Origin of the sequence: Rhizobium binae, assembly GCF_017357225.1 — a bacterium.
GTDB classification, from domain to species: domain Bacteria; phylum Pseudomonadota; class Alphaproteobacteria; order Rhizobiales; family Rhizobiaceae; genus Rhizobium; species Rhizobium binae.
This window is the reverse complement of sequence record NZ_CP071608.1, coordinates 163,115-187,681: the sequence shown is the minus strand read 5'-3', so window position 1 is coordinate 187,681 and position 24,567 is coordinate 163,115. Positions and strand designations below refer to the sequence as shown.

General features: G+C 56.4%; 15 protein-coding genes, 6 pseudogenes and 1 other annotated feature. Of the genes and pseudogenes, 8 read left to right on the top strand and 13 right to left on the bottom strand.

Annotated features, from left to right (window positions below; genetic code table 11):
- Positions 1-404: 404 nt before the first annotated feature.
- Complete coding sequence (locus J2J99_RS34315; RefSeq protein WP_246735357.1) at positions 405-1,763, bottom strand: AAA family ATPase; 1,359 nt, start codon at positions 1,761-1,763, stop codon at positions 405-407.
- A 419-nt stretch (positions 1,764-2,182) separates the two neighbouring features.
- Complete coding sequence (locus J2J99_RS30040) at positions 2,183-3,391, bottom strand: aspartate transaminase (RefSeq protein ID WP_168296866.1); 1,209 nt, start codon at positions 3,389-3,391, stop codon at positions 2,183-2,185.
- A 1,155-nt stretch (positions 3,392-4,546) separates the two neighbouring features.
- On the opposite strand from J2J99_RS30040, the gene J2J99_RS30035 reads away from it, so the two are divergent.
- The 4 genes from J2J99_RS30035 to J2J99_RS30020 are packed head-to-tail and all read left to right on the top strand — an operon-like array spanning position 4,547 to position 6,916.
- Positions 4,547-4,951: a TIR domain-containing protein gene (locus tag J2J99_RS30035; RefSeq protein WP_168296865.1), complete on the top strand. Its 405-nt coding sequence runs from the start codon at positions 4,547-4,549 to the stop codon at positions 4,949-4,951.
- An 11-nt stretch (positions 4,952-4,962) separates the two neighbouring features.
- The gene (locus tag J2J99_RS30030) at positions 4,963-5,931 is read left to right on the top strand and encodes a caspase family protein (protein WP_168296864.1); all 969 of its coding nucleotides are present in this window, start codon (positions 4,963-4,965) and stop codon (positions 5,929-5,931) included.
- A complete protein-coding gene (locus tag J2J99_RS30025) occupies positions 5,931-6,410 on the top strand; it encodes a DUF1273 domain-containing protein (protein ID WP_168296863.1) in 480 nt (159 codons plus the stop codon). The genes J2J99_RS30030 and J2J99_RS30025 overlap by 1 nt, the downstream gene beginning before the upstream one ends.
- A complete protein-coding gene (locus tag J2J99_RS30020) occupies positions 6,410-6,916 on the top strand; it encodes a toll/interleukin-1 receptor domain-containing protein (protein WP_168296862.1) in 507 nt (168 codons plus the stop codon). The genes J2J99_RS30025 and J2J99_RS30020 overlap by 1 nt, the downstream gene beginning before the upstream one ends.
- Before the next feature lie 226 nt (positions 6,917-7,142).
- Here J2J99_RS30020 and J2J99_RS30015 read toward each other — a convergent pair.
- The 3 pseudogenes from J2J99_RS30015 to J2J99_RS30005 form a co-directional block, all read right to left on the bottom strand.
- Positions 7,143-7,391: pseudogene (locus J2J99_RS30015) on the bottom strand (ISNCY family transposase); the annotation flags it as partial.
- A pseudogene (locus J2J99_RS30010) lies at positions 7,374-7,531 on the bottom strand (helix-turn-helix domain-containing protein); the annotation flags it as partial. The pseudogenes J2J99_RS30010 and J2J99_RS30015, both read right to left, overlap by 18 nt.
- A 244-nt stretch (positions 7,532-7,775) precedes the next feature.
- Positions 7,776-8,740 (bottom strand): annotated as a pseudogene (locus J2J99_RS30005) (ISNCY family transposase); the annotation flags it as partial.
- 121 nt (positions 8,741-8,861) lie between these two features.
- Here J2J99_RS30005 and J2J99_RS30000 point away from each other — a divergent pair.
- On the top strand, positions 8,862-9,893 hold the full coding sequence (locus J2J99_RS30000; RefSeq protein WP_168296861.1) for an IS110 family RNA-guided transposase: 1,032 nt from the start codon (positions 8,862-8,864) through the stop codon (positions 9,891-9,893).
- A 299-nt stretch (positions 9,894-10,192) separates the two neighbouring features.
- Here J2J99_RS30000 and J2J99_RS29995 read toward each other — a convergent pair.
- The 8 genes and pseudogenes from J2J99_RS29995 to J2J99_RS29960 all read right to left on the bottom strand — a co-directional run.
- A pseudogene (locus J2J99_RS29995) lies at positions 10,193-10,687 on the bottom strand (helix-turn-helix domain-containing protein); the annotation flags it as partial.
- Between the two features lie 185 nt (positions 10,688-10,872).
- Positions 10,873-11,874 carry an IS30 family transposase gene (locus J2J99_RS29990; RefSeq protein WP_064648104.1) on the bottom strand — a complete coding sequence of 334 codons (1,002 nt, stop codon included), beginning with the start codon at positions 11,872-11,874 and terminating at the stop codon, positions 10,873-10,875.
- A 255-nt stretch (positions 11,875-12,129) separates the two neighbouring features.
- Positions 12,130-13,557 (bottom strand): ISNCY family transposase, encoded by a 1,428-nt coding sequence (locus tag J2J99_RS29985; RefSeq protein WP_168312671.1) that lies wholly within the window; start codon positions 13,555-13,557, stop codon positions 12,130-12,132.
- 285 nt (positions 13,558-13,842) lie between these two features.
- Positions 13,843-14,500: pseudogene (locus tag J2J99_RS29980) on the bottom strand (helix-turn-helix domain-containing protein).
- A gap of 155 nt (positions 14,501-14,655) precedes the next feature.
- Complete coding sequence (locus J2J99_RS29975) at positions 14,656-16,053, bottom strand: MATE family efflux transporter (protein ID WP_312038585.1); 1,398 nt, start codon at positions 16,051-16,053, stop codon at positions 14,656-14,658.
- Complete coding sequence (locus J2J99_RS29970) at positions 16,008-17,240, bottom strand: ATP-grasp domain-containing protein (protein ID WP_168302435.1); 1,233 nt, start codon at positions 17,238-17,240, stop codon at positions 16,008-16,010. Before J2J99_RS29970 ends, J2J99_RS29975 begins: the two co-directional genes overlap by 46 nt.
- Before the next feature lie 128 nt (positions 17,241-17,368).
- A pseudogene (locus tag J2J99_RS29965) lies at positions 17,369-18,556 on the bottom strand (IS3-like element ISRle4 family transposase).
- Between the two features lie 111 nt (positions 18,557-18,667).
- A protein-coding gene (locus J2J99_RS29960; RefSeq protein WP_207600998.1) for an IS3 family transposase occupies positions 18,668-19,896 on the bottom strand; the annotation gives its coding sequence in 2 pieces (ribosomal slippage) (positions 18,668-19,602 and positions 19,602-19,896; 1,230 coding nt in all).
- Positions 19,499-19,615: a sequence feature (AL1L pseudoknot), on the bottom strand. Its footprint overlaps the gene before it by 117 nt.
- A 551-nt stretch (positions 19,897-20,447) precedes the next feature.
- Between J2J99_RS29960 and J2J99_RS29955 the strand changes: the two genes are divergently transcribed.
- From J2J99_RS29955 to J2J99_RS29945, 3 genes are all read left to right on the top strand, one after another.
- Positions 20,448-21,683: an ATP-grasp domain-containing protein gene (locus J2J99_RS29955; protein ID WP_168302149.1), complete on the top strand. Its 1,236-nt coding sequence runs from the start codon at positions 20,448-20,450 to the stop codon at positions 21,681-21,683.
- Between the two features lie 207 nt (positions 21,684-21,890).
- The gene (locus J2J99_RS29950; protein WP_168302150.1) at positions 21,891-23,258 is read left to right on the top strand and encodes a CapA family protein; all 1,368 of its coding nucleotides are present in this window, start codon (positions 21,891-21,893) and stop codon (positions 23,256-23,258) included.
- 68 nt (positions 23,259-23,326) lie between these two features.
- Positions 23,327-24,532 (top strand): M24 family metallopeptidase, encoded by a 1,206-nt coding sequence (locus tag J2J99_RS29945; RefSeq protein WP_168302151.1) that lies wholly within the window; start codon positions 23,327-23,329, stop codon positions 24,530-24,532.
- Positions 24,533-24,567 lie beyond the last annotated feature (35 nt).

Genomic DNA, 24,567 nt, shown 5'->3' with positions numbered 1-24,567 from the left:
GGCGCATGTTCCGTCTGTTGGACCCACGCTTGTGATCTCTTCGTCTAAAATGGCTTCTGCGGGTGCGGGCCGCCATTGCGATAGTGTCCTTCGTTTGGGAGGGTGGCGATGTTCCCGTCGTGACAGGAAGACGCCGAGCCTTGATGCAGATCGAGGTCATTAAAGAGTTCCCATTAGTCATGAACACCGACTATGCTTCTCCGTGTTAGACGCTGCGGGGTTGTGCAAGCGACGCCTGTAAGTCAGGTGCCGGGGACTTAGCCTCCGGCGGGCTGCGCCGGCGATGTCTTGGGGCGAGGTTCTAAACTTTAGTTTCCCTATTGCTTCGTCAGCTGTTTGCGATTATCCGGCGTCGCTGTCATTCGCCGGTCGGCCGTCTATCCTCTGTTTGATTGGTTCAAGTGTCAGCAGCCGCAGCAATCGTCTTCATCGATGATGTATTTTCTTTCCGTTTTCTCATTCCTCTTGAGAGAGCTGGCTGCTGCTTCAGCGTCGGCGAAGACCACCTCAACATCCTCGCGTGAGACGAGTGGGGCGACACCTCTCATAATGCTCCGTTGGGCGAGACGGCGCACAATTTCCTTGACATATGCGGCGCTGGCACCCTTTGAACGAAGGACGGCTTCGGCCAAGGCTCCATCCTGGAAGTTCAGCGCGTGACCGTATTGCTTGAACAGGCGCTGGCGGCAATCGTCATCAGGGAGAGGAATCTCAATCGCCGCATCTACACGGCCCGATCGGGTGGCGAGTGCCTCCTCGAGCGATCTCGGTCTATTCGAGGTCAGGAGAATGACGATGTCGGAATCTTCGCCAAGACCATCCAACTCGTTCAACAGACGGTTCAGGTGGGTTTCTGCCTTTTGGCCCGAAATATCATCGCGTGAACGGGCAACCAGATCCACATCCTCAAACACCATGATGCATGGCTGTAGGACACGAGCCAGCGCAAAGTGTTCCTCCATATCCAGCATCTGCTCAGCCGTGACCAGAACTACACTGTGCCCGGGCAGGTTGGCAGCGATATAGTGGACGACATGGGTCTTGCCGGTGCCAGGCTCTCCGTGGAGCAAGATCCCTTTCTGTCCTGACTGGCCGAGGCGCTTCAGCTCCTCCCGGTATTTAACAAAATCGAAGATGTGCGTATCGAGCTGGGCCATAGTCGCCTTTGAAAGCACGACGTCGTCCCGGCTTACCGCAGGAAGCTTGTGCACCCTCATTGTTTCATTCGTGCCTTCGAAGTCAGTGGACTCGAAAGAGACGGCCTTGTGGCGATAATATCGGGAGCTCTTGCCGTGCGCCTCGATTGTGCGCAGAAAGCCCTTGGCGAAGGCATGACCCACCTCATTGGGCAGATGAGCAATTTCGACCTGGACCTTTGGACCATACCGGGTAAGGAACTTCGACAGCATGACTGCTGCAGGCATGTCGTCATCGATCATTATCAGCCAGAGACCGTTGTTAATCGAAGCATAGGGCTCATCTTCGCCAATGTCGATGTCCTGATACTGCACGGGCGTCAGCTGCACGACGCGTTTTCCCTCAAAGGTGGTCAGGTCTGACAGCTTCATCGGCAAAATCTCCAACTCTTGTTGGAAGCCCAAGAGCTCAGGGGACCGAGGTGCGACTAGGTCCTCGATAATGGTTTGAAGATCTGGCACGAGATGTGCGGTAAATTGTCGGCGTGAGCTCACGAGAACTGCCAAATCATTGGTCTTGAAATGGCGAATAAGTTTCTGCCACACAAAGCGAACGGATTCACTCATGACGATGTCCCTTTGAAAGTGGAGTTGAGTGGAAGGCCTGAGTCTCTAAAAGCAGCATCCGCATCGGGTTTCTCTCCAAACGTTCCGGCAGCCACGGTGTTTTCAGTGTCGCTTGGTCTCCGAAAATAGGATCAGGTCTCTAGGGACCCGGCTTACTCTGAGCACTTCTCGTGCCAATCAGGTTACGCCGGTAAGCCTCCGGGATCGCACGTGTTTCGTTGTCGCTATTCGGAGGGTTTTGTGGGGTTGCCGACATCTCGTGTCGCAGTTCGTCCGCGAATACTGCATTGGAGAGGCGGTCCGATAGTCTTCAACTCGGACAACTCATGAAGGCTGCGTCATGAGCCGCGGATCACCATCTTGACGCGTTTCGAAAATCTGCGGCCGGTGGAGCGCAAGTCCCACGGGCCTCTTTGCAATCAATACAGGTCGGCAACGGCGCGTTCGACGCGATCGCATGCCTGCGTGATCACCTCCATCGACGTTGCGATCGAGAGGCGGAAGTGAGGGGATATCCCGAAGGCAGCACCCTGCAGCGCCGCGACCCCGACGCCTTCCAGCAGGTAGAGCACGAAATCGAGGTCTGTCTCGATTGTCTTGCCTTCGGGGGTTTTCTTGCCGATGACACCGGCGCAGTTCGGAAACAGATAGAAGGCTCCGTCCGGTACGAGACAGGAGAGGCCGGGCACGGCATTGAGCCGTGAGCACGCATAATCGCGGCGCTCCTTGTAGACCTTCACGCATTCCGAAACGAATGACTGGTCAGAAGACAGCGCATAGGCAGCGGCGGCCTGACTGACCGACGACGGGCAGGACGACATCTGCGACTGCAGCTTGTTGATGGCCGCAATCAGGGCGGCCGGACCCGCCGCGTAGCCGATACGCCATCCGGTCATGGCGTAGGACTTTGAGACGCCGTTGGTGAGCAGAACTCGCTGCTTCAGTTCCGGGACGGCGGCAACCAGCGTCGTCATCGGCTCGTCCTTGAACCAGATCTGGTCGTAGATATCGTCGGAGAGCACGAAGACGTGGGGATGGCGCAGCAGCACCTTGCCGAGGGCTTCGAGTTCGCTCCTGTCATATGCCGCGCCCGTCGGATTGGACGGCGCGTTGAGAACCAGCCACAAGGTCTTCGGCGTGATCGCTTTTTCCAATGCTTCCGGCGTGAGTTTGAAGCGTGCTTCCTGCGGGCATTCGACGATGACCGGCTTGCCTTCGTTGGCGATGACCATATCTGGATAGGAAACCCAGTATGGTGCGGGAATGATCACCTCGGCATCGTTTTCCACGCTCGCCATCAGCGCCAGAAACAGAACCTGCTTGGCGCCGCCGCCCACGCAGATTTCGTTGTCCGCGTAGCTGAGACCCAGCCGGCGCTGAAAATCGCCGAGGATTGCCTTGCGCAGAGCTGACGTGCCGTTGACGGCCGTATATTTCGTTTCGCCCCTGTCGATGGCCTCATGCGCCGCGGCCTTGATGTTGTCAGGCGTATCGAAGTCCGGCTCGCCGACGGTAAGATCGACGATGTCGCGACCTGCCGCCGTCAGATCGCGAGCACGCGCTGCCGCAGCCGTGCTCGGCGAGATCTTGATATTGGACACACGCGATGCAGGCACGAAGGTGCTCATTGGGATTTCCTCGGTTCTGGAGGCTGGATAGGCCTCAGTGAACGGCGTCGGTTTCGCCGCGCATCTTCCCGGTCAGAAAAAGGTCGACGAGTTCGTCATGGGTGATGGCAGGGTCAGGGTCGCTGACAGCTTGAGAAAGTTGATTGCCAATCTAGTGGCGCCCGGCGAACTCAGAGCATCAGGACTTAAGGTCAGATCGCGTTATTGTCCCTTTGAAGATTCATCCCTGAACCGGTCGCTCCATAGGTAGCAAAATCCGTGCCAATTTTGACGGGCCGCACAGCATAGGAATTCTTTCAAGTTCTGATACTTAGAGGAAACTTCGACAGAACTCCATGCGCAATCAGTGTCCGACAAAGCCGACAGCGAAATGGAAAACCCTCCTGACTCTTAGAAAATCGGGCTTTCGCCAGCCCGATAGACAATCGGGCGCCAGTGCGTCGGGGGCCGTCGCCATGAGATCTCAAGGGAATACATCAAACACGAAAAGGAGCGTTCACTCATGCGGCAGGAAAGTAGGAAATGCGACAATCCCCCAGCCGGTGGCGAAACCATTTTCCCTCCGACTAAGTGATGCCGGGGCGGCTTTGCTGCCACGCGGGGCAGGAGACTGTCGCTTGCCGCAGATAGGGCTCCAATCCCACAGGATTGTAGCATGAAGACGACGCCGAACGATGACGTTAGTTGCACGCTTTCCTGGGGAAAAACGTCAGCGACCTCGAGCAATCGGCATTGTTGTGAAAGATACGCGGCGATGCTTCGCGGCCGTGTCGATAACATCGAGGATGCCCGCTTGCTGAAAATGAGATGATTGGCCTGAGCGGCACTTTCGAGGCGGTACCGCCGATCATCCGGCGGAGACGCTCATGCGCGTCTTTTGGCGCGCGAAGATCAGGGGCGATAACATCGCAATCGAGGCCGGAATGGCAGCCGCATCCCGATGATACATTGATGGTGGATGGCGGTAGACGACCGCGCTCCGCAGAGCACTCGTAAATCCCGCAAATAAAGGTTGTGAGTAACGAGCGCGCCTCACTTGAGATCTACGGAACGAAGTTCTACTTCTGTTCTAGCGGTCAATGGAAGCCTGAATCTTCGTAGATTGCGAATGATAATTGTGGGCGCGGCGACCACGGCGGCAGAAGCAGAGCAGCGATGGGGGGTAGGAAAGTGGCGAAAACCCGGATTTTTACTTCATTTGATTTCGATCACGATGAAGATTTGCGGAACTTGCTGATCGGGCAATCAAGGAACCAGGATTCACCGTTCGAGTTGGCCGATTGGTCAGTGAAGGAGCATATGACCGGAGACTGGAAGGCCAAGGTCCGGACCCGCATCCGCAGCACTCAGCAAGTCATAATCATGTGCGGCGAATATACGCATACCGCGACCGGCGTCAGTGTCGAGCTGGACATCGCGAAAGAAGAGAAGAAACCCTACTTCCTTCTTTGGGGGCGGTCTTCAAAGACTTGCAAGAAGCCGCTGTCGGCGCTTGCGCAGGACAAAATCTATAACTGGACATGGGATAACCTGAAGAGCTTGATCGGCGGAGCACGATAAAGGTGGCGACAATGTCTAGAAGGGCTCTCATCGTAGGAATCAATCACTACGACCACGCCGGTGTGAACAATTTGTCCGGTTGCGTACCCGATGCCAATGCGATGCGCGAGGTCCTCGGCCGTCACGAGGATAACAGGCCGAACTACGACTGCCTGATACTGACCTCCAATACGTCACGTATCACGAGAGTCAATCTCCGCTCGGCCCTGGTAGAGCTGTTCGCCTTCGATGGTGATATCCTGTTCTATTTTTCCGGTCATGGATCACTGGAAGAGACAGGGGGATATCTTGTCAGTCAGGATGGTGAGCCCGGCGATCCGGGCATTCACATGGATGAGATCATTCGCCTCGCCAACGGATCACGGGCGCGATCCGTCTTGATCATCATCGACTGCTGCTTTTCAGGCAACATGGGCAACGTGTCCGCCAATCAGGGCGGCCAGCATGCACAGGCGCAACTCCGGGAAGGAATGACCATCCTTGCCGCTTCAAGACCATCAGAGCCATCAATGGAGGTGGGAGGTCAGGGTGTGTTTACAGAACTGGTAGTTGGAGCTTTGAAGGGCGGTGCCGCGAATGTTCGCGGGCGTGTGTCGGCCGCCTCGATCTATGGATATGTGGAGGCAGCTCTGGGTGCTTGGGACCAGCGACCTATATACAAATCGCACGCGAAGCAACTTGACTCCGTGCGCGAATGCGAGCCCCAGATCCTTGATGACCTTCTTCGCAAGATACCGGAATTCTTCCCCACATCAGATCACGTCCATTTGCTCGACCCAACGTTTGAAGAACAAAACGTGCATTGCGCAAAGCCGGAGAATGTCGCGATCTTTAAGATATTCAAGCAGTATCAGATCGCCGGTTTGCTGAAAAATCGCTCCGGCAGAGACCTCTACTGGACCGCAGAACAATCGGGGGGCGTTTATCTAACACCACTTGGGGAATTTTACTGGCGTTTGGCTTCCGGCGGAAGAATCTGATGATCGTCGGTATTACAGGGCATCAAAGCCGCGAAGGGATCGACTGGAGATGGGTCAGATCGAAAATACGCGACGAGCTGAAAACGCTTGGTGATATCGAGGAGGGGTTAAGTTCGCTCGCCGAAGGAGCTGATCAGGTTTTCGCCGAATGCATCCTTGCTCGGGGCGCTCCTCTGCGCGCCGTCATTCCGACTGATAACTACGTAAAGTACTTCCGAGGGCGTTCCCGCGCCATCTATTTAAAACTGGTCGATCGCGCGACGATAGACAAAATCGAAGGAGCGCTCGGCTCCGAGGAAGACGCTTTTCTTAAGGCTGGAAGATATATCGTGGACCACTCTGATGTGATTATAGCTGTATGGGATCAACAACCCGCACAGGGAAAAGGCGGAACGGCGGATGTCGTGGCTTACGCGCAGCAGCGAGAGCGCAATGTCCGGCTGATTAATCCAATCGCCAAAACGGTGGGGAAAATTTGATGCCCAAGAAGGTATTTGTATCGCATAAGAAGGAGGATAGCGGCACCGCCTCCAAGGTGGCGGAGCGGATCAAGACCAACGGAATTGCGACCTACCTCGATGTCATTGACGATGCACTTGCATCGGACGGACCGGAATTGGCGGATCATATCCGCAAGCGCATGAGCGAATGTGACCAGCTTGTCGCGGTTCTTTCGACGGCAACGAAGGATTCCTGGTGGGTGCCTTGGGAGATAGGCGTGGCCTCCGAAAAAGACTTCCGTATTGCAAGCTACGCTGAGCAGTACATCTCGCTGCCGAGCTATTTACAGAAATGGCCGATATTGCAGACGATGAGCGAGGTGGATCTATATTGCGAGTACTCTAAGCGCAACGAGCAAGTTACCGTGCGAAAGATGGATGAAGCCTATTCGGCCGAAAGGAAGAGCACAATCTTCAAGTCGGGAATCGGCGACTTTCATAAAGAGCTTGCACGAGCACTGGTGACGAAGAGGCGCGGGTACTAGCGCTTCGCTACAGTGTATGCGGCGGCAGGGTTGGAATGTCCGTTTGTGTGCAAAGTAGAAGTGTCACTTTGGGCGCGTCTTCCGCCATTTAGAAATGGGACACTCGGCATGTCCACTTGCGCTGAGGCAAGCCGGCGACCGGACCGGCTGGACCGGGTTGCAAGGGAAGGGAGGGGCGGATGAGATGCTCCACTTCGGCTTTAGCTTTGACAGTTGGAGCAGCCGGTCATTCCGCCGCATTGAGGTCAGAGAGCGCTTGTCGCCGTCGGGCAATGACGGCGGGATCGTTCATGAAATCCGTCTTCCGACCCGGCTTGCGTCCCTGCAGCGTGTAGCCATTCTTCTCGCTGTTGGTCCTGACCTTGGGCGCCGGCAGTTGCTCCTGACGCTCCTTGATATAGGCCAGCACATCGCCGAGCCGCTTGTTCTCGGTGATCGCCGCATGCGTCACCCGCCGGTCCTTGTCGTCGAACGTATTGCTGCGCAGCTCACGGAAAATGGTTGAGCGATGACGGTGCAGCTTCTCGGCGATCACGTCAACGCTGATCCCAGCCGTGCGCCAGCGGGCAATCTGCGGCGTTCCTCCATATCGATTTGGGAGTAGGTGCGCTTCATATCTCGTTCCTTGCAGGGATAAACCGTTGTTATCTATCGCAAGTCGCACTTCATCCTTGAACCACCCGGCTACAGCCAATGTCAAAGCTGATTAGAGGCGCAACGCTGTCAGCCAGTTAGAAACGCGACACCGGCTCCGCTGATCAGCCCACGATCCGACCGGCTGGTCCGGGTTGAGAGGGAGGAGCGGGGGCGGGTGAGACGCACCCATTGGCTTTAGCTTTGAGACTGTGAATGCAGGCGATCATTCCGCGGCCTCCATGCGCGCCAGCGCCTTCTGCCTTTTTGCGATGACCTCCGGATCATTCATGAAGTCCGTCCGCCTTCCGGGCTTGCGGCCACGCTTCTGATAACCATTGCCCTGGCTGCCATCGGGAATACCGAACATATGATCCGTCTGGCCAGTGCGGCGAGGGCCGCTCTTGCTACGCTGCTGTTCCCGCCCGGCCTGCTGTTCTATGATGGCCGAGAGCACGTCATCCAGGCGCTTGTTCTCGACAACAACTGACCGATGAACCGACCGCAAGGTGTCAAAGGTTCTGTAAGGTAGGACGTAACTCTCATGCATGATCTCGAGGCGTCCATCCGGATAGTCGCAAACCACGACCTTCTTGCCTGCCAAGGGTCTGGAGACAGCACTGGTTCGAGAACGAAGAGGACTTTGTCATAGCGCAGCGTCAGGGATTGCGACAGCGTGCGAGCTTCTTTCCTACACATGGCGCCATCAAGGTTCTCATGATCGGCCAGCGGCCGGTGCATGTCCTTCGGATTGCGCGGTTGCTTGCCGAACCGCGAATTGAAATCCGCAATGAATTCTGATGCATAGGCGTTGGCAGCCTCGATCGTATCGATACTGCGAAGCCGCAACTCCTTCACCAGCCGATCCTGCAGCGTCTGGTTGGCGCGTTCCACGCGGCCTTTGGCTTGCGGAGTGTTGGCGCAGATGATGTCGATGTTCAGCTCATAGAGCGCACGTCCAAACTGCGTTAGCCCGCTCGTCCGGTCTTTCTCCGATGCATTAGTCGAGCGAAAGACGCTGTGCTTGTCGCTGTAGAACGCCAGTGGTTTGCCCCATTGCTGCAGATAAGCCTTTGTCGCATGCAGATAGTCGAACGTGTTCTCTGATCCAGCGAACCGCAGATGCAGCAGCTTGCCGGTCGCATCATCGATATAGACCAGCAGGGCGCATTTGGGGCCGCGGTTCTCGAACATGGAGTAATCGCGGCGCGATCGTCTGCGGCTTTTGGTCTGGCGAGGGTGGTTGCCCCCGATAAGATGGAAAAACGGGCTCTCGATTGGAACCGGGCCCAAACATCGGATGGAGGCAACCATGAACCAATATATTGGCCTTGATGTTTCATTGAAAGATACGGCAATTTCGATCCGCGAAGACGGGAAGCGGATCTGGCGGGGGAAATGTCCTTCGGATCCAAAACTTCTGGCGGAGATGATCCGCAAGCATGCCCCTTACGCTCGGCGCGTCGTATTCGAGACGGGACCGTTGTCGACGTGGTTCTATCACGTGCTGACGAGCGAGGGAGTGCCGGCGATCTGTATAGAAGCGCGGCACGCGCAAAAGGTATTGAACGAGACGCTCAACAAAACCGATGCCAATGATGCGGATGGTTTAGCTCAACTCGCTGAAGCCGGTTTTTACAAAGCGGTTCGCGTCAAGTCGTTTGACGCTATGATGACCCGCTCATTGGTGGCTGCCCGCGAACAACTCCTGTACATCTCAACGCAACTCGGCAATCAAATCCGCGGCCTGATGAAGACCTTCGGTCTGATCATCCCGAAAGCGAAGGGTCGAGTGTTTGATGGCGATGTGCGGAAGCTTTTGGACGGGAACAACGAGCTTGCGAAGATCATCTTGCCTCTTTTGGACGCGTGGCACGATATCCGCAAGCGCGCCGCCGATCTTGGTCGCCAGTTGCTTATGGTGGCCCGTCAAAGCGAAGCCACGAAGCTATTGATGACAATCCCGGGAATCGGCGCAGTCACAGCGGTGTCCTACGTTACGGCAATTGAAAATCCAGAAAACTTTCGAACGTCACGCTCGGTCGGCGCCTGGCTTGGGCTGACAACGCGACGTTATCAGTCAGGTGAGGTCGACTATGACGCCCATATCTCGCGAAGGGGGGACAATCGTTTACGTGGGCTGCTTTATGAAGCGGCGACAGTGCTTTTGACGAGAACCAGCGCCAGGGCCGAGAGCAGTCTCAAGAGCTGGGGACTTAAGCTGCGCGAGCGACTTGGCTTCAAGCGCGCCGCCGTGGCGGTTGCCCGAAAGCTTGCGGTCATCATGCACAGCATGCTCAGAACAGGAGAAGTGTTCAACGCATCGGCTGGTGCCGCTGTATAGGCGATGCGCTCAGCCTTCATCCCTCAGCGCGTCATCTAACTAGAGGCGCTGAGCGTCCCTGCTGCGGACGTGGGCAGGATCATTCCGCTTCTAGTGGCTGCAGCTCGTTGAGACTGCGCCTCGAACATTAGGAAGATCCCACCTGCGAAGACCATTGTGCGGCGACATCTGTCGACCGCGGAGACAACCCTGCGCCCAGCAATGGACAGCTCTGCCGGTACGGCCGATGAGGGCAGATCCATCCAAACAGTCTAGCCGTCTTTCCCATCCCGCAAGACGGCAACGTCGAGGAATGCTCAAATCAGCTTGACGGATGGAATGCGATTAGACAACCACCAATGATGCGAGCCATCGATCTGAACCAACTCACCGAAACAGTCGCGCCGGCCGCGCGGCTGGAAAACCCGCTTCTTGCGCTCACGCCGCGAGACCCAGATACCGGCCTCGGTCATCCATTGACGCAGCGTTTCCTTGGCCACCGAGATCCGGTGCAGCTCGATCAGCTTCTCGCGAGCCAGCGTCGGACCGAAATCCAGATAGCGCTCCCGGATGAGATCCAGCGCCGCATTGCGAAACTCCTCGCTATGGCGCCGGTTGCTCGGCTGCGATCGCTTCTTGGAAACGAGCCCGGCTGGACCATCCCGGTCATAGGCCTGTAGCAGCCTGTGCATCTGACTTCGGCTAAGGCCCAGCAGTTCGGCGGCCCGGACAACGCTCAGGCGCTCGTCACGAATCTTCTGGATAACCTCGAGGCGATGCAATTCTTTCTGCGACATGGTGATCATAAAGGACATGACGACTCCGACCGCTCATGGTCTCGACCAGGCTGAAGATCGTCATCCTTGCTCCCAACATTGGCATTGACCAGCGCGTCGAGAGGCGAGACTGTCGCATCTCTAACTGGCCCAACTGTCGCATTACTAAATAGCCCCTGGAGAATCTACACCAAGTGCAACATGGGCGTTTGAAGGGTAGGGGATCAGCCGCATTCACGCAAATGCGCCATGAAGACCTCGGCCGGTGTTTTGTAGCCCAAGCACTTTCTTGGCAGCGAATTCAGGTGATGGGCGAGGTCGACAAGTTGCTTCTGAGCGACGTTGGACAGATCCGTATCGCCAGGCATGAAGCGTCGAATGCGCTTGTTGGTGTTCTCGACAGCGCCTTTCTGCCAAGGCGAATTGGGATCGCAGAACCAGCTCCTGGCGCCGATCCCATCTTCCAAAGCCCTGAAAGCGGAGAACTCCGTGCCGCGATCAAAGGTGAAGCTTCGGCGTGCAAAAGACGGCAATGGTGAGAAGGCATGGATGATCTTGTCCATGATCGGTCGCGAGTGACGGCTGCGGTTCTTGATCATCACCGTATAGCGGCTCTTGCGCTCGACGAGAGAGGTGACGTTGGTCTCTCCGAGTTCACGCCGGAAGATCAGGAGATCGCCCTCCCAATGCCCGAACTGTGATCGATCATCAATAAAATCAGGTCGTTGGGAGATTCTGTAATCGAGCGGGATTAAGCCGTCGCGCGGTTTGCGTGCGCCGCGGCGCCGACGCCTGCGCCGTCGTTCCGGCAGGTGCTGATACAGCCCGAGCGGATAATCTTCCTTGCAATAGATGAAACGATAAATCGTTTCCGGGCAAATGCGCACAGGACTGACGCCATCGGCGAGAAGCCGGCCAGCGATCTGCTCAGGTGACCAATGCGCCTTCAGCCGGTCGATGACGAGATCGCGCAGATGCGGATGGCGTCTGAGTTTGCGCAGCCGTCGTCGGCGCTCCTTGCTCATGTCGTTGGCGATACCGCTGTAATAGCCGCTGTATTCCGGAAATTCGTGATCCTGGAACGTATTGCGTTTAAGCTCGCGATAGATCGTCGAACGATGACGACCGAGTTGGCGGGCAATCTCCGAGACGGAAACCTTGCGTTCTCTAAGATGAAAAAGACGCTTGCGATCAGGCAGGGTGAGCTGCGAATAGCAAAGGGACATGCATATATCTCCAAGGCGAAGCCATTGTTTTTATAAGCATGTCGCACTTGGAAATAGAATGTACCCCCCTACAGCCAATGTCAAAGCTGATTAGATGCGCAACGCTGTCAGCCATTTAGAAATGCGACACTCGGCATGTCCACTTGCGCTGAGGCAAGCCCCCGACCGGACCGGCTGGGCCGGGTTGCAAGGGAAGGGAGGGGGCGGGTGAGGAGCACCCCTTCGGCTTTAGCTTTGAGACTATGAGTGCCCGATTTATTCCGCTGCCTCCAGCCGTGCCAGCGCCTTCTGCCTTTTTGCGATGACCTCCGGATCATTCATGAAGTCCGTCCGCCGGCCAGGCTTGCGGCCACGCTTCTGATAACCATTGCCCTGGCTGCCATCGGGAATACCGAACATATGATCCGTCTGGCCGGTGCGGCGAGGGCCGCTCTTGCTGCGTTGCTGTTCCCGCCCAGCCTGCAGCTCGGCGACGATGGAAAGCATGTCGTCGAGACGCTTGTTCTCGACAACCTCTGCCCGGTGGACCGACCGCAATGTATCGAAGGTTCTGTAGGGCAGGGTGAAGCTCTCGTGCATGATCTCGAGGCGGCCGTCCGGGTAGTCGCAGACAACGACCTTCTTACCCGCCAATGGCCTGGAAATCTCGGTCGGATCGAGAATGAACAAGACCTTGTCGTAACGGAGCGTCAGCGACTGCGACAGTGTGCGGACTTCCTTCCGGCACATGGCGCCATCGAGATTCTCATGGTCGGCCAGCGGTCGGTGCATGTCCTTCGGATTGCGCGGTTGCTTGCCGAACCGCGAATTGAAATCCGCAATGAACTCAGGCGCATAGGCATTGGCAGCTTCGATCGTATCGATGCCGCGAAGCCGCATCTCCTTGACCAGCCGATCCTGCAATGTCTGGTTGGCGCGTTCCACACGGCCCTTGGCTTGCGGAGTGTTGGCACAGATAATGTCGATGTTCAGCTCATAAAGCGCACGACCAAACTGCGTCAGGCCGCTCGTCCGGTCCTTCTCCGACGCATGGGTCGAACGAAAAACACCATGCTTGTCGCTATAGAAAGCCAGCGGTTTGCCCCATTGCTGCAGATAGGCTTTCGTCGCATGCAGATAATCGAACGTGTTCTCCGATCCGGCAAAGCGAAGATGTAACAGCTTGCCAGTGGCGTCATCGATATAGACGAGCAGGGCGCATTTGGGGCCGCGGTTCTCGAACCACCAGTGATGCGAACCATCGATCTGCACCAGTTCGCCAAAGCAGTCGCGCCGGCCGCGTGGCTGGAAAACCCGCTTCTTGCGCTCGCGACGCGAGATCCAGATGCCGGCCTCGGTCATCCATTGCCGCAGCGTCTCCTTGGCGACCGAAATATGATGCAGTTCGATCAGCTTCTCGCGAGCCAGCGTCGGACCGAAATCCAGATAGCGCTCCCGGATGAGATCCAGCGCCGCATTGCGAAACTCCTCGCTGTGGCGCCGGTTGCTCGGTTGTGATCGCTTCTTGGAAACAAGGCCGGCTGGACCATTCCGGTCATAAGCCTGCAGCAGCCGATGGACCTGACTTCGACTGAGGTCGAGCAGTTCGGCAGCCTGGACAACGCTCAGGCGTTCGTCACGGATCTTCTGGATGACTTCGAGGCGATGCAACTCTTTCTGCGACATGGTGATCATAAAGGACATGACGACTCCGACCGCTCATGGTCTCGACCAGGCTGAAGATCGTCATCCTTGCTCCCAACATTGGCTTTGACCAGTGCGTCGAGAGGCGAGACTGTCGCATCTCTAACTGGCCCAACTGTCGCATTACTAAATAGCCCCTACAGCCAAAAATGGCATAATATGATTTATGGAACCTAACTGGTGCCACTGTTTTACGTTGGTTGTTATCGGCGGGAGTGATCGTCCACGCAAGCAGGAAATCTAGATTTCCTGCTCGTTGCACATTTGCGCTAGAGCACATCCTGTTCAATCCGGGTCATATCCAGCAGCCCTGAAGTAGTTTGCGCATTCTTCCGGTGTGAAGCGGGCGATCAAGGCGCCGACGGCATCCCATAAGGCGCAGCGCTCCGGTGAAGGTCGTTGTTGTCCAATGGCCATGCGGCACGCCGGCTCGGCAACGCGCCTCGAGTTGCACGCCCCCGCAGACGCGCATCTTCGTCGAAAGGCCGGTTTCGTCTATAAATATTAGCTTCTCCGGATCGAGATCGAGCTGACCATCAAAGCAGACGCGCCGGCGCTTCAGGACATCCGACCGGTCTTGCTCCAGTGCATGTGCGGACTTTTTTTAAAGGTCCATCCGCGGCCTCGTAACCAAGCACCGAGCGCACTCCGGCTGATGATCAGTTTGCCGCTCAACGGACAAGCGCTCGACCATTTCACCGAGCGTTACGTCCTTACGGTCTTCGATTAGCTCAACAACGAACACCTCGTGAGCACCCAGTGCCGACGGCCGTCTCTAACCTTGCGGCCGGGAAATAGGCTCGCCGTCTTTCGCTCTTGCGATCCAATGGATGGCCGTCGAAATCCCAACTCCGAACCGGGCTGCGGCCTGCCTTGCAGACATACCCGCCGCAGACGCTTTCAATACGCGTAATCGAAGATCATAGCTCAGAGCTTGTGCCATCATCCACCTCTTCGTTGTGGATGTTGATCAACTTCGGCCTGCGCCGTCACTTCACAATCGATTCATCGATCACAGGACCTGCTCTAGACGAAAGGATGCCGGATTTGCAAGTGGTCTGTCTCGCAACGCTGAACGTTCATCTGCCCTTAAAGGTGTCATTGTGCGAATTCGATTCTGACACGGCGACGCATCACCCATAGCAAACCGATCCCCCGCACCAGCAAAAAGACGTGATAAGAAGCCCAAAGCCCGTGATTGCCAAACATCCTCTCCAAGGCGAATAATGCAGTGATATAGGCCGCGAACGATACAAGCATAACGTCGCGCATACCACGCGACCAAGTGGCACCGATGAAGACGGCGTTCATCTGAAAGGACAGGAAGCCGCTCAGTGCAGTCAAGGCAGCCCAAGGAAGATATAATACCGCCTCAGAACGCACGTCCGGTGCCTTTGTTATTGCGACCACGACCTGTTCTCCGAACGCAGAGGCTACAAGGCTTGCAATGGCCGCGACTGCGAATCCCCAGCCCGTAGTAAGTCTCACAGCACGCAAAAAAGCCGTCTTGTCGCGGGCACCGATGGCGCGCCCAGCGAGGTGCTGTGCTGCCGTCGCGAATCCACCCAAAACGTAGTCAGCCATAAGTAAGAAATGCATCAGCACTGAATTGGCAGCGAAGGTCGAGGTGCCAAGTTGTGCGCTCTGCCGGGTGAAAATGAAGTATGCTCCCATGAGTACCAAGGTTCGGATCATTATGTCACTGTTCAAGTGTAGCATTCTCTTGAGGGCCGCTACATTGAACGTACGCCGAGGAGATATGGTTGGCAAAGTGTAGAAGCGCCGAACAAGAATGAACATGCCAGCAATCATGGCGGCAACTTCAGCGCATCCGGTTCCCCAGGCGACTCCTCCAATCCCCCCGCCGAGATAGACGCCAAAATAAATTGTCAGCACGATGTTTACGCCATTAAGGAGCAGTTGCAGTATAAGTGCGATCCCTGTATCGCCCCGCCCCAAGAGATAACCAAGAGTTGCATAGTTGATCAGCGCTGCAGGCGCCGAGATAAGGCGAATGCGGATGTAAATGTCCATCGCGGAGGTCACCGCGGGTTCTGCGTTCATGGACCATTCACTGAATTCGGCAATCAGTGGCGCAAGCAGCACTAGAACCAATCCAAAGAGAGCGGCAACAACTATCGCACGCAACACTGCCGCCCGCTCTTCAAGCGCATCACCTCTCCCGAAAGCCTGGGCAACAACGCCCGACGTGCCGGAGCGCAAAAAGTTGAAGGTGGCGAAGACGACGTCGAAAACCACGGCGCCGGCCGCAAGGCCACCAACTAGTACGGCGTCGCCCACTAGACCAATTACGGCCGCATCGACAAGGCCGACGAGCGGTGTCGTGATGGATGCTAGCATCATGGGAATGGCGATCGCAAAGACCTGCCAGCTACTGAGGCGGGACTGGCTGCCGCCGAGGACAAGCATTTTCTGTATCACGTTAAATCCTACAGGTTCGGAAACGCACCGTTCGGACTTGGTGTAATCGACCAATCCATTAGCTCAACGGCACACTGAAGTATCGCCCTGGCTTGAGCCAGCGTAGGCGAAACGGCGATAACATGTCCGATCTTGTCGCGGTTATCCCCTTTTCTAATGACAGTGATTTTGGGTTGAACGAAAAATTTCGCCTCTACGACGCCTTTTATTGCAGCGGCCCGGCTGTCGCCTTCAACTGCATCGAGGACGCCATCCCGATCAGCAACCAAAATCCGGGCGGCGGCAATGCCCAAATTCCTTTCGCGCAAATCTAATTTATCCCCGATCACAAGCTTGATGTGTTCGGCGACGAGATCGATATCGTAGGCGAGGTGAACCAGTCGGGAGTTGGGCATCCCGGCAAGTCGCGGATTGACTTCAATAACCACCGGACCACGCTCCGTCCACCGCAGATCAATGTTCGTCGGGCCCCAGCCAAGGTCGAGGGCGCGCAAACAATGGCGTGCGACATCGACAATACGTGTGCGGTCGTTTTCGGTAAGCTCTGCCGGGTAGATATACTCACGACAGACGAAATGTGGCGGACGGCCGAAGTCGGCGGCACCAATTCCTATGACCTCATTCCCCATCAACTCCACGCTATAATGGGCCCCCTTTGCGTATTCTTCTACCAGTATTCTTGGCGTCGACCGGCAGATGTCCGTTCCAACCATTAAGCGCGCAGTATGTTCCACTAGCTCATCAACATCGCGGCACAATCGCACCCCGCTGCTGCCGATGCCCACCGCTGGTTTAACGATCACCGGCAGGCCAATTTCCGCTGCGGCGCTTTCCACTTCCGCCGCATTCACCGCCACGCGATAAGCGGGAACCGGTAGGCCACCCTCTGCGAGCGCCTGACGTTGAGCGAATTTATCGCAACAATTTTCAACTGCCACGGGGTTCGGTCCAGGTAAATCGAAAGACCGGCAGAGTTTGCCAACCGTTGCATAGACAGCCTCCTGCGCGCTGGTAATGCCAGCAATGTCATACAGCGCGCGCAGACGGACGCATTCGCGGATCAGCGTCTCGAGATCACCGGTATCGACTCGGATGACGTCTGCCTCTTTCGCCACCAGGTAGTCGTATTGAGTTGGGTCAGTTGAAAGGGTGATCGGATGAAGATTAAGGCGTTGCGCCACTTCGAGGTAGTACGGACCATTACTTGCACCTTCAAGTAAAATCAGAGCTTTTTTCGCCATAAGCAATGCCTCCACCACTTTTTCTTGGGCCGTTATCAAGCCCCACCCTAGCGTTCTACCATTTACAGCGCAGCACAAAACCTACCCCATTGAGCAGTGTGCTCTAGATGTGACCTTGCCCCCAAGTTTTATCCAGTTTTGAGTTCGCTCCAGCGGTTTTTGGTTGCTGTTGTTGGTTCGGTAGCGGCGGGTTGCGGTGCGGAGCCATTTCGGCTGCGCAGCACCGCATCACGTCGCGGGTTGAGTGTCTGAGCGAATTCGGCCGGTGTCAGCCAGCCAAGGCTTGAATGCGGGCGTTGATCGTTGTAATCGCTACGCCAGTTTGAAAGCGCAGACCGGGCGTGAGCAAGCGACGAGAACAGGGTTTCATTCAAGAACTCGTCTCGCAGCCGCCCGTTGAAGCTTTCGATAAAAGCGTTCTGGATCGGTTTTCCAGGCGATGTAATGCCAGTCAACCTTGGTCCGGTCCGCCCATTGCAGGATCGCGTTGCTGGTGAACTCGCTGCCGTTGTCGCTGACGATCATCCTCGGCTTGCCGCGCTCCTCGATAATCCGGTCAAGCTCCCGTGCGACGCGAAGACCGGAAAGCGATGTATCGGCGACGAGCGCCAGGCACTCCCTCGTGCAATCATCGACGACGGTCAGAATCCGCAACCTGCGCCCATCGGTGAACTGATCCGACACGAAGTCTAGCGACCAGCGATCATTGGCCACCATCGGCACCAGCATCGGCGCTCGCGTGCCTATCGCTCGCTTGCGACCGCCGCGCTTGCGCACCGTCAGTTTCTCCTCCCGATAGAGCCGGAAGAGCCTCTTGTGGTTCACGAGGTGACCCTCCCGCCGGAGCAGCACATGAATGCGTCGATATCCGAAGCGGCGACGTTCATGCGCCAACGCCTTCATTCGCTCGCGAAGCTCATGATCATCGTCGCGCCTGGTCTCATAACGGACCGTCATTCGGCAAAAACCAATGGCTTTACACGCCCGCCGTTCGCTCATCTCATGATGGCTCATCAGATGCGCGACAGCTTTCCGCTTGGCCGCGGGCGTCACCACTTCTTTCCCAAAAGGTCTTTCAAGGCAGCATTGTCGAGCATCGCATCCGCCAGGAGCCGCTTCAGCTTCGTGTTCTCGTCCTCAAGCGTCTTCAGCCGCTTGGCCTCGGACACCTCCATGCCGCCGAACTTGGCCTTCCATTTATAGATGCTGGCATCGCTAACGCCATGCTTGCGGCAAAGCTCCGAGACCGGCGTGCCTGCCTCGTGCTCCTTCAATATGCCGATGATCTGTTCGTCTGTGAAACGATTGCGCTTCATCCTCTGGTCCTCTCAAATGGGCCAGAGCTTACTTCAAAATGGATTATTTCAACGGGGCAAGGTCAGATGAACTGAACCGCGCCGGGTTTGCCGGAGGCTATTGCGTTTAAGTTATGCGGCCATGGCTGGTTCGTCTAGCATGGCGTAATATTGCTCTTCAGCTTCGGCTGGCGGCATGTTTCCGATGGGTTCCAGAAGCCTTCGATGGTTGAACCAGTCGACCCATTCCAGTGTGGCGAACTCCACCGCTTCGAAGCTCCGCCATGGTCCGCGCCGATGGATGACCTCGGCCTTGTAGAGACCGTTGATCGTTTCGGCGAGCGCATTGTCGTAGCTGTCGCCCACACTTCCGACGGAAGGCTCGATCCCTGCCTCCGCCAGCCGCTCCGAATACCTGATCGACACGTATTGAACGCCCCTGTCCGAGTGATGCACGAGGCCGCCGCCATGAACGGGACGCCGATCATGAAGTGCCTGTTCGAGAGCATCGAGGACAAACCCGGCATGTGCCGTTCGGCTTACGCGCCAACCGACGATGCGCCGAGCGAAAGCGTCGATCACGAAGGCCACGTAAACGAAGCCTTGCCAGGTAGCGACATAGGTGAAATCTGAAACCCACAGCCTGTTGGGCGCAGGAGCCTTGAACTGTCGGTTCACGCGGTCCAGTGGGCTCGGAGCCGTTCTGTCGGGGAACGTCGTGCGGATCGGCTTTCCCCGAATGATACCTTGCAGGCTCATCGACCTCATAAGCCGAGTGACGGTGCAGCGGGCGACATCGAAGCCTTCTCGCTTCAACTGCCGCCAGACCTTCCGAACGCCATAGACGCGGTAGTTCTGCTCGAAGACACGACGTATCTCGATCTTCAGGCTTATATCCCTGCGGGCGCGGATCGATAGACGATCCACATCCACACGCTTGGCCACGTTCTCGTAGTAGGTTGATGGGGCAATCGGCAGCAGCCTGCAGATCGGCTCGACCCCGAACACTGCGCGGTGTTCGTCGATGAACGAGATCATCGCTTCAATGGGCGGTCGAGCTCCGCCATCGCGAAATATGCTGACGCCTTGCGCAAAATCTCGTTGGCCTGCCGAAGCTCACGGTTCTCTCGCTCCAGCGCCTTCATCCTCTCGGCGACGTCGCTTGGGAGCCCAGGCCGGGAACCATTGTCCACTTCGGCCTTCTTCACCCACTCATTGAGCGTCTGCGCAGTGCAGCCGATCTTGGCGGCGATTGAGGACACCGCCGCCCATCGCGAGGAATGCTCGCCTTCGTGATCCAAAACCATCCGCACGGCTCGGGCGCGGACTTCCGGTGAAAACTTGTTCGTTGTCTTGCTCATATCGGCTCCACTTTCTCAGAAGTTGGAGCCTCCGGCAAACCCGGCGCGGTTCAAAATGAATTCCTAAAAATCCCTAACCTGACAAGAAAGGCGCAGCGTCACACCGAGCGAAATCCGTTTGAGCGGCGGCAGTCGCGTTGGCTTACGATTTGGAGGCGATGTGGCTAACTTTGAAGCTCCCGGCAGATGTTTTCTTAATTCGAAAACACGGTTGACTATTAGATGTCGCAGTAGACGGCGGTTCTTTTTGCTATCGGTATCAGCACGCGATTGAGTGGGTGCGAGGCACCCTCCAGGAGGGTGGCATTGCGAACGAGTGGGCGGGCCGCAAGACCGCAGTGTATTGCGGGGCACCGCTGGGCCTAGGTGATGGAACACAGCTTGGCGCAGGCAGTCTCTAAATTTCGGGTACGGGCTGAGCTTAGTCGCCCACCCGTCGCGACCGCCACAAGTGGCGGCAGTTCACGTGCCTACTCAATGCTGTAGGTTTCTTGCTGGGTCGCAAATGGTAGAACGAGCAACATTACGAAGTCACAAATAGGAGAAGGTCCATGGCAAAATCGCTCATCCTACTTGAGGGCCATAGAAGCATTGGTCCGCTATACGTGAAAGCAGCTCAGCGTCGGGGCCTCAATCCAATCACGATGTCTACTGATCCCACTCAGCACGGCTATCTAGCGGCTGAAGGCATTGAGACCGTCCAGGTCGATACCAATGACCTCGATGCGATAAAGAGTGTCTATTCACGACTCAAACTGACCCATGCCATTGCTGGCATCACTGGCTTTTCGGGCCTTGATGAGTCGGTCTATGTAACAGTTGGCAAGCTCTGCCGCCATTTCGGTCTGCCAGGCCCCGACCCCGCATCCATTGAACAATGCCATGATAAGTTCGTTCAACGTCAGCTTCTTGCGCAAGCCGGCGTTGCCATGCCTTACTATCGCATGGCAACGAATGCGACGGAGGTAGAAAGCGCTGCCGTAGAAATCGGCCTGCCGGTGGTGATAAAGCCTGTCGTCGGTAGCGGCAGCAGCGGTGTACAAATTTGCCGCACCGTCGACGAGGTAGCCGAACATACACGGCATCTCTTGGGTGGAAGACACATCTGGCAGTCTCCGCCGCGGATACTGGTCGAAGAGTTTGCACAAGGCCAATACTTCACCGCTGATTTGATGGGAGGTCGTGTCGTAGGGATAGGCACCGGCGACTTCGGCCCCCCACCACATTTCGTCTATCGCGAGTACAGCTTCCCGGCCCCGCTGACTGATGAGGAGCATGCACGTATCATCGATATTTCGCTGAGCTGTTTACGCGCTCTTGGCCTTGGCTGGGGGCCAACGAACATTGAATTCCGGTGGACCAAGCGTGGTCCGGTCGTCATTGAAGTCAATCCGCGTCTAGCTGGCACGCCCGATCCCCAACTGATTCATCTGGCTTATGGCATCGACCTGGTCGATGAGCACATCAAGCTAGTCATCGGCGAAGAATGCGATCTACGCGCACGCCATTCGCGCACGGCGTCCGCGCGGTTCCTGGTTCCTGATCGCGACGGAATGCTCGAGAAAATCGAGGGCGCCAATCGGGCGGCCGCTATACCGGGCGTCGCCGAGGTCAAGATGTATATTCATCCAAACACGCCAATTGTGAGAAAAGGCGATTACCGAGATTTGATGGGGCATGTCATCGGTGCTTCGCCCAGCCGTGATCAGACGGCGGCGCTACTTCAGCAAGCCGCCGACTTGATTTCGTGGAATATAACACCATTCCCGCTCTTCCAGAACACGTGATGACTTTTACCCTCGCCAACACCTATGATGGGGAATACGAGTAGAGGAGGGATCCATCTCAATGGCAACATGTAGCGCCCGTATGACAGCCAAACCGTGCGATTCCGCAGTTACGACGGAGACTATATCCTGTTTAACGCCTCGGTTTCCGGTGCTCACGCATCCCCGACGATCCATTCCAGGCCCAAAATAGAAGGGAAAAGGACGATGGAGAAACATTCAGCGCCCCAAGATGATGGCTATGACTTGATTGGATCCACCGCCACCAACGTGGTGGATGGGTTTACCATGGTGGCAGTCGGTGACCTCATCGTGACGCGAGCGCTAACGACGGGTCAACATCCAGGGTTCAGCGAGATCGCTGAGATCCTTCAGAAGGCTGATGTCACTTTCGGAAATATGGAAACCAATATCTTTGACATTCGATCGTTCAAAGGGTTCCCTCAGGCTGAGCATGGAGGTGCTTACCACATCAGCTTGCCGGAGCTCGGACCTGACCTGAAAGCCATGGGTTTTAATTTGATGAGCTACGCCAACAACCACACATTCGAATGGGGTGTCGAGGGCATGCGTGAGACGTGTCGGGCACTTGATCAGAACGGTATTAAATATGCAGGAGTTGGCGAAAATCTTGCACAAGCCGGTGCGGCGCGTTTCCTGGAGACCCCGTCGGGTCGGGTGGCGTTGGTGTCATTTGCTTCAACGTTTACACCGATGTCCCGCGCGTGCGATCCGGCCGGCGAGGCACCGGGCAGACCGGGTCTTAATTCTCTTCGTTTAGAACAAAGTATAGTCGTCCCTTCGGCCATGCTGGAGAACTTGCGCCAAGTCCGCGATGCATTGCCCAACTATAAGTCGGATCATATCGATCCAAACCGACTCACCCTCGCTGGCACGACATACAAGGCGGGCGAGGAGGCCGGCTATAGCTATTTCCCCAATCCAGCCGACGTCGCCAATATTGAGCGCAACACTCGTCAGGGAAAGCAGTTCGCTGATTTCTGCATCGTCACCAATCACGGGCATGAGCCCGGCAATTGGAGCCAACAGCCTCCCGATTATGAACAAGCATTTGCACGTCGAATGATTGATGCTGGGGCCGACGCATATATCGTGCATGGGCCCCACCAGCTAAGAGGCATCGAGATCTACAAGGACAGGCCGATCCTCTACAGCGTCGGGAACTTTATCATGGACGACCTTCGGACGCCGGTAGGCGCGGATATGTTCGAGGCGTACCGAAAGGACCCTCGAACCGACACCGATGCAGACGTAACTTTGGCAGAGATGGCCGAAGGTTACGAGACGGATGCTGGCTTTTCCGATCCGATCTTTTACGAGAGCGTTATTGCACTGAGCCGGTTTGAGGACAACCGGCTTGCGGAATTGCGGCTCTACCCGATCGAACTCGGACACGCGCGCAGATTTGCAAATCGCGGTGTTCCTCGGCTCGCTGTTGGCCAGCAGGCAAGCCGAATTCTGGAGCGTCTCCAGGAGCTATCGAAGTCGTTTGGAACTGAGATCACGATCGATAGCGATATCGGAATCATCAAGCCTGCGCTCCTTTGTTTTTGATACGGACCAAGAAGACACGCTCAAACTTCACCTGCTGGAGACAATAGATGTCCATAGGAAGAGCTACATTGGCTGAACCATCTGTGGTCTCGCATCAGTTCGATACATCGCAAACTGAATGGGCCGCCAGGGAATGGCTTGATGACACATCTTCCGCTCGTCCTCCGCCTTTTTCTATCGATGAGTATCACTCTCGCCTAGCTGCATTGCGCAACGTCATGGCTGACCGGCGGGTTGAGCTGCTTATTATAGATCAATCCGAGCACAGGGCATATTTCAGTGGGTTCTGGTCGACTGCCGCCATGTACCAAGCGCTGCTTGTTCCCCTCCACCAAGAGCCTGTCGCGGTCATCCGCAGCATAGATGCTCCAAGCTTCAGCGAGTTGAGTCGGTTCAGCGATTGCGTATGTTTCTCCGATAGTGAGAATCCAATCCAAGTCGTAGCAGATACCATCAAATCCCGCGGTTTCGGAGCCACAGTCATTGGCATCGAACGTGATAGTCATTTCCTCACAATCAACCGAGCAGCGGAACTCGAGACCCTCCTTCCAACAGCCAAGTTCATCGATTTTTCTAAAGTCATGTGGGAAATGCGACTAATCAAATCGCCGCTGGAAATCGCCTGCCTGAAGGTTGCCGCCGAAATTTGCGACCGAGCAGCGGCGGCCGCCTTCAACGTGGCTCACGCGGGGGTGAACGAGCGCGAAGTCTTCACGGCAATGACGAGTGAAGCGTGGCGCTGCGGCGCGGACAACGCGCAAGTTGCCGTCCTCTCATGCGGGCCTACAACGTCGTTTCACGCGTCATTCAATGGGCGCGTTTTAGCAGAGGGTGACATCGTGTTTGTAGAGCCAGTCCCCCACTTTCGCGGATACACCGCGCGGTTGATGCGCCCCAAAGTCGTGGGTAAGCCAACTGATCAGCAAATGCTGACCGCCGAAACGATGATCCGGATCCAGGACGAGCAGTTTCACCTCATGAGGCCCGGCGCTAATGCACGGGACGTCGATCGCGTTATGCGAGAGGGGGCTTTGGCAGCAGGCCTGCGCGACAGTTACACGGGTATCACCGGGTACACGCTCGGGCTTAAGTGCCCTCCGCGGACAAGTGATTTTACCCGTGTATTCCTACCCAACAGTGACTGGCAGCTCCAAGAAAATCAAGTCTTTCACATGTATACGTCGGCACTCGGCCTGCCGTTTAGTGAAACCATCGTTGTCACGCCAGACGGCGGAAAACGGCTTACGGAAATGGAGCGTAAGCTCTTCTGCTGATGTGCACAGGCCGCGAAGCAACTGGGGAGCGCGTG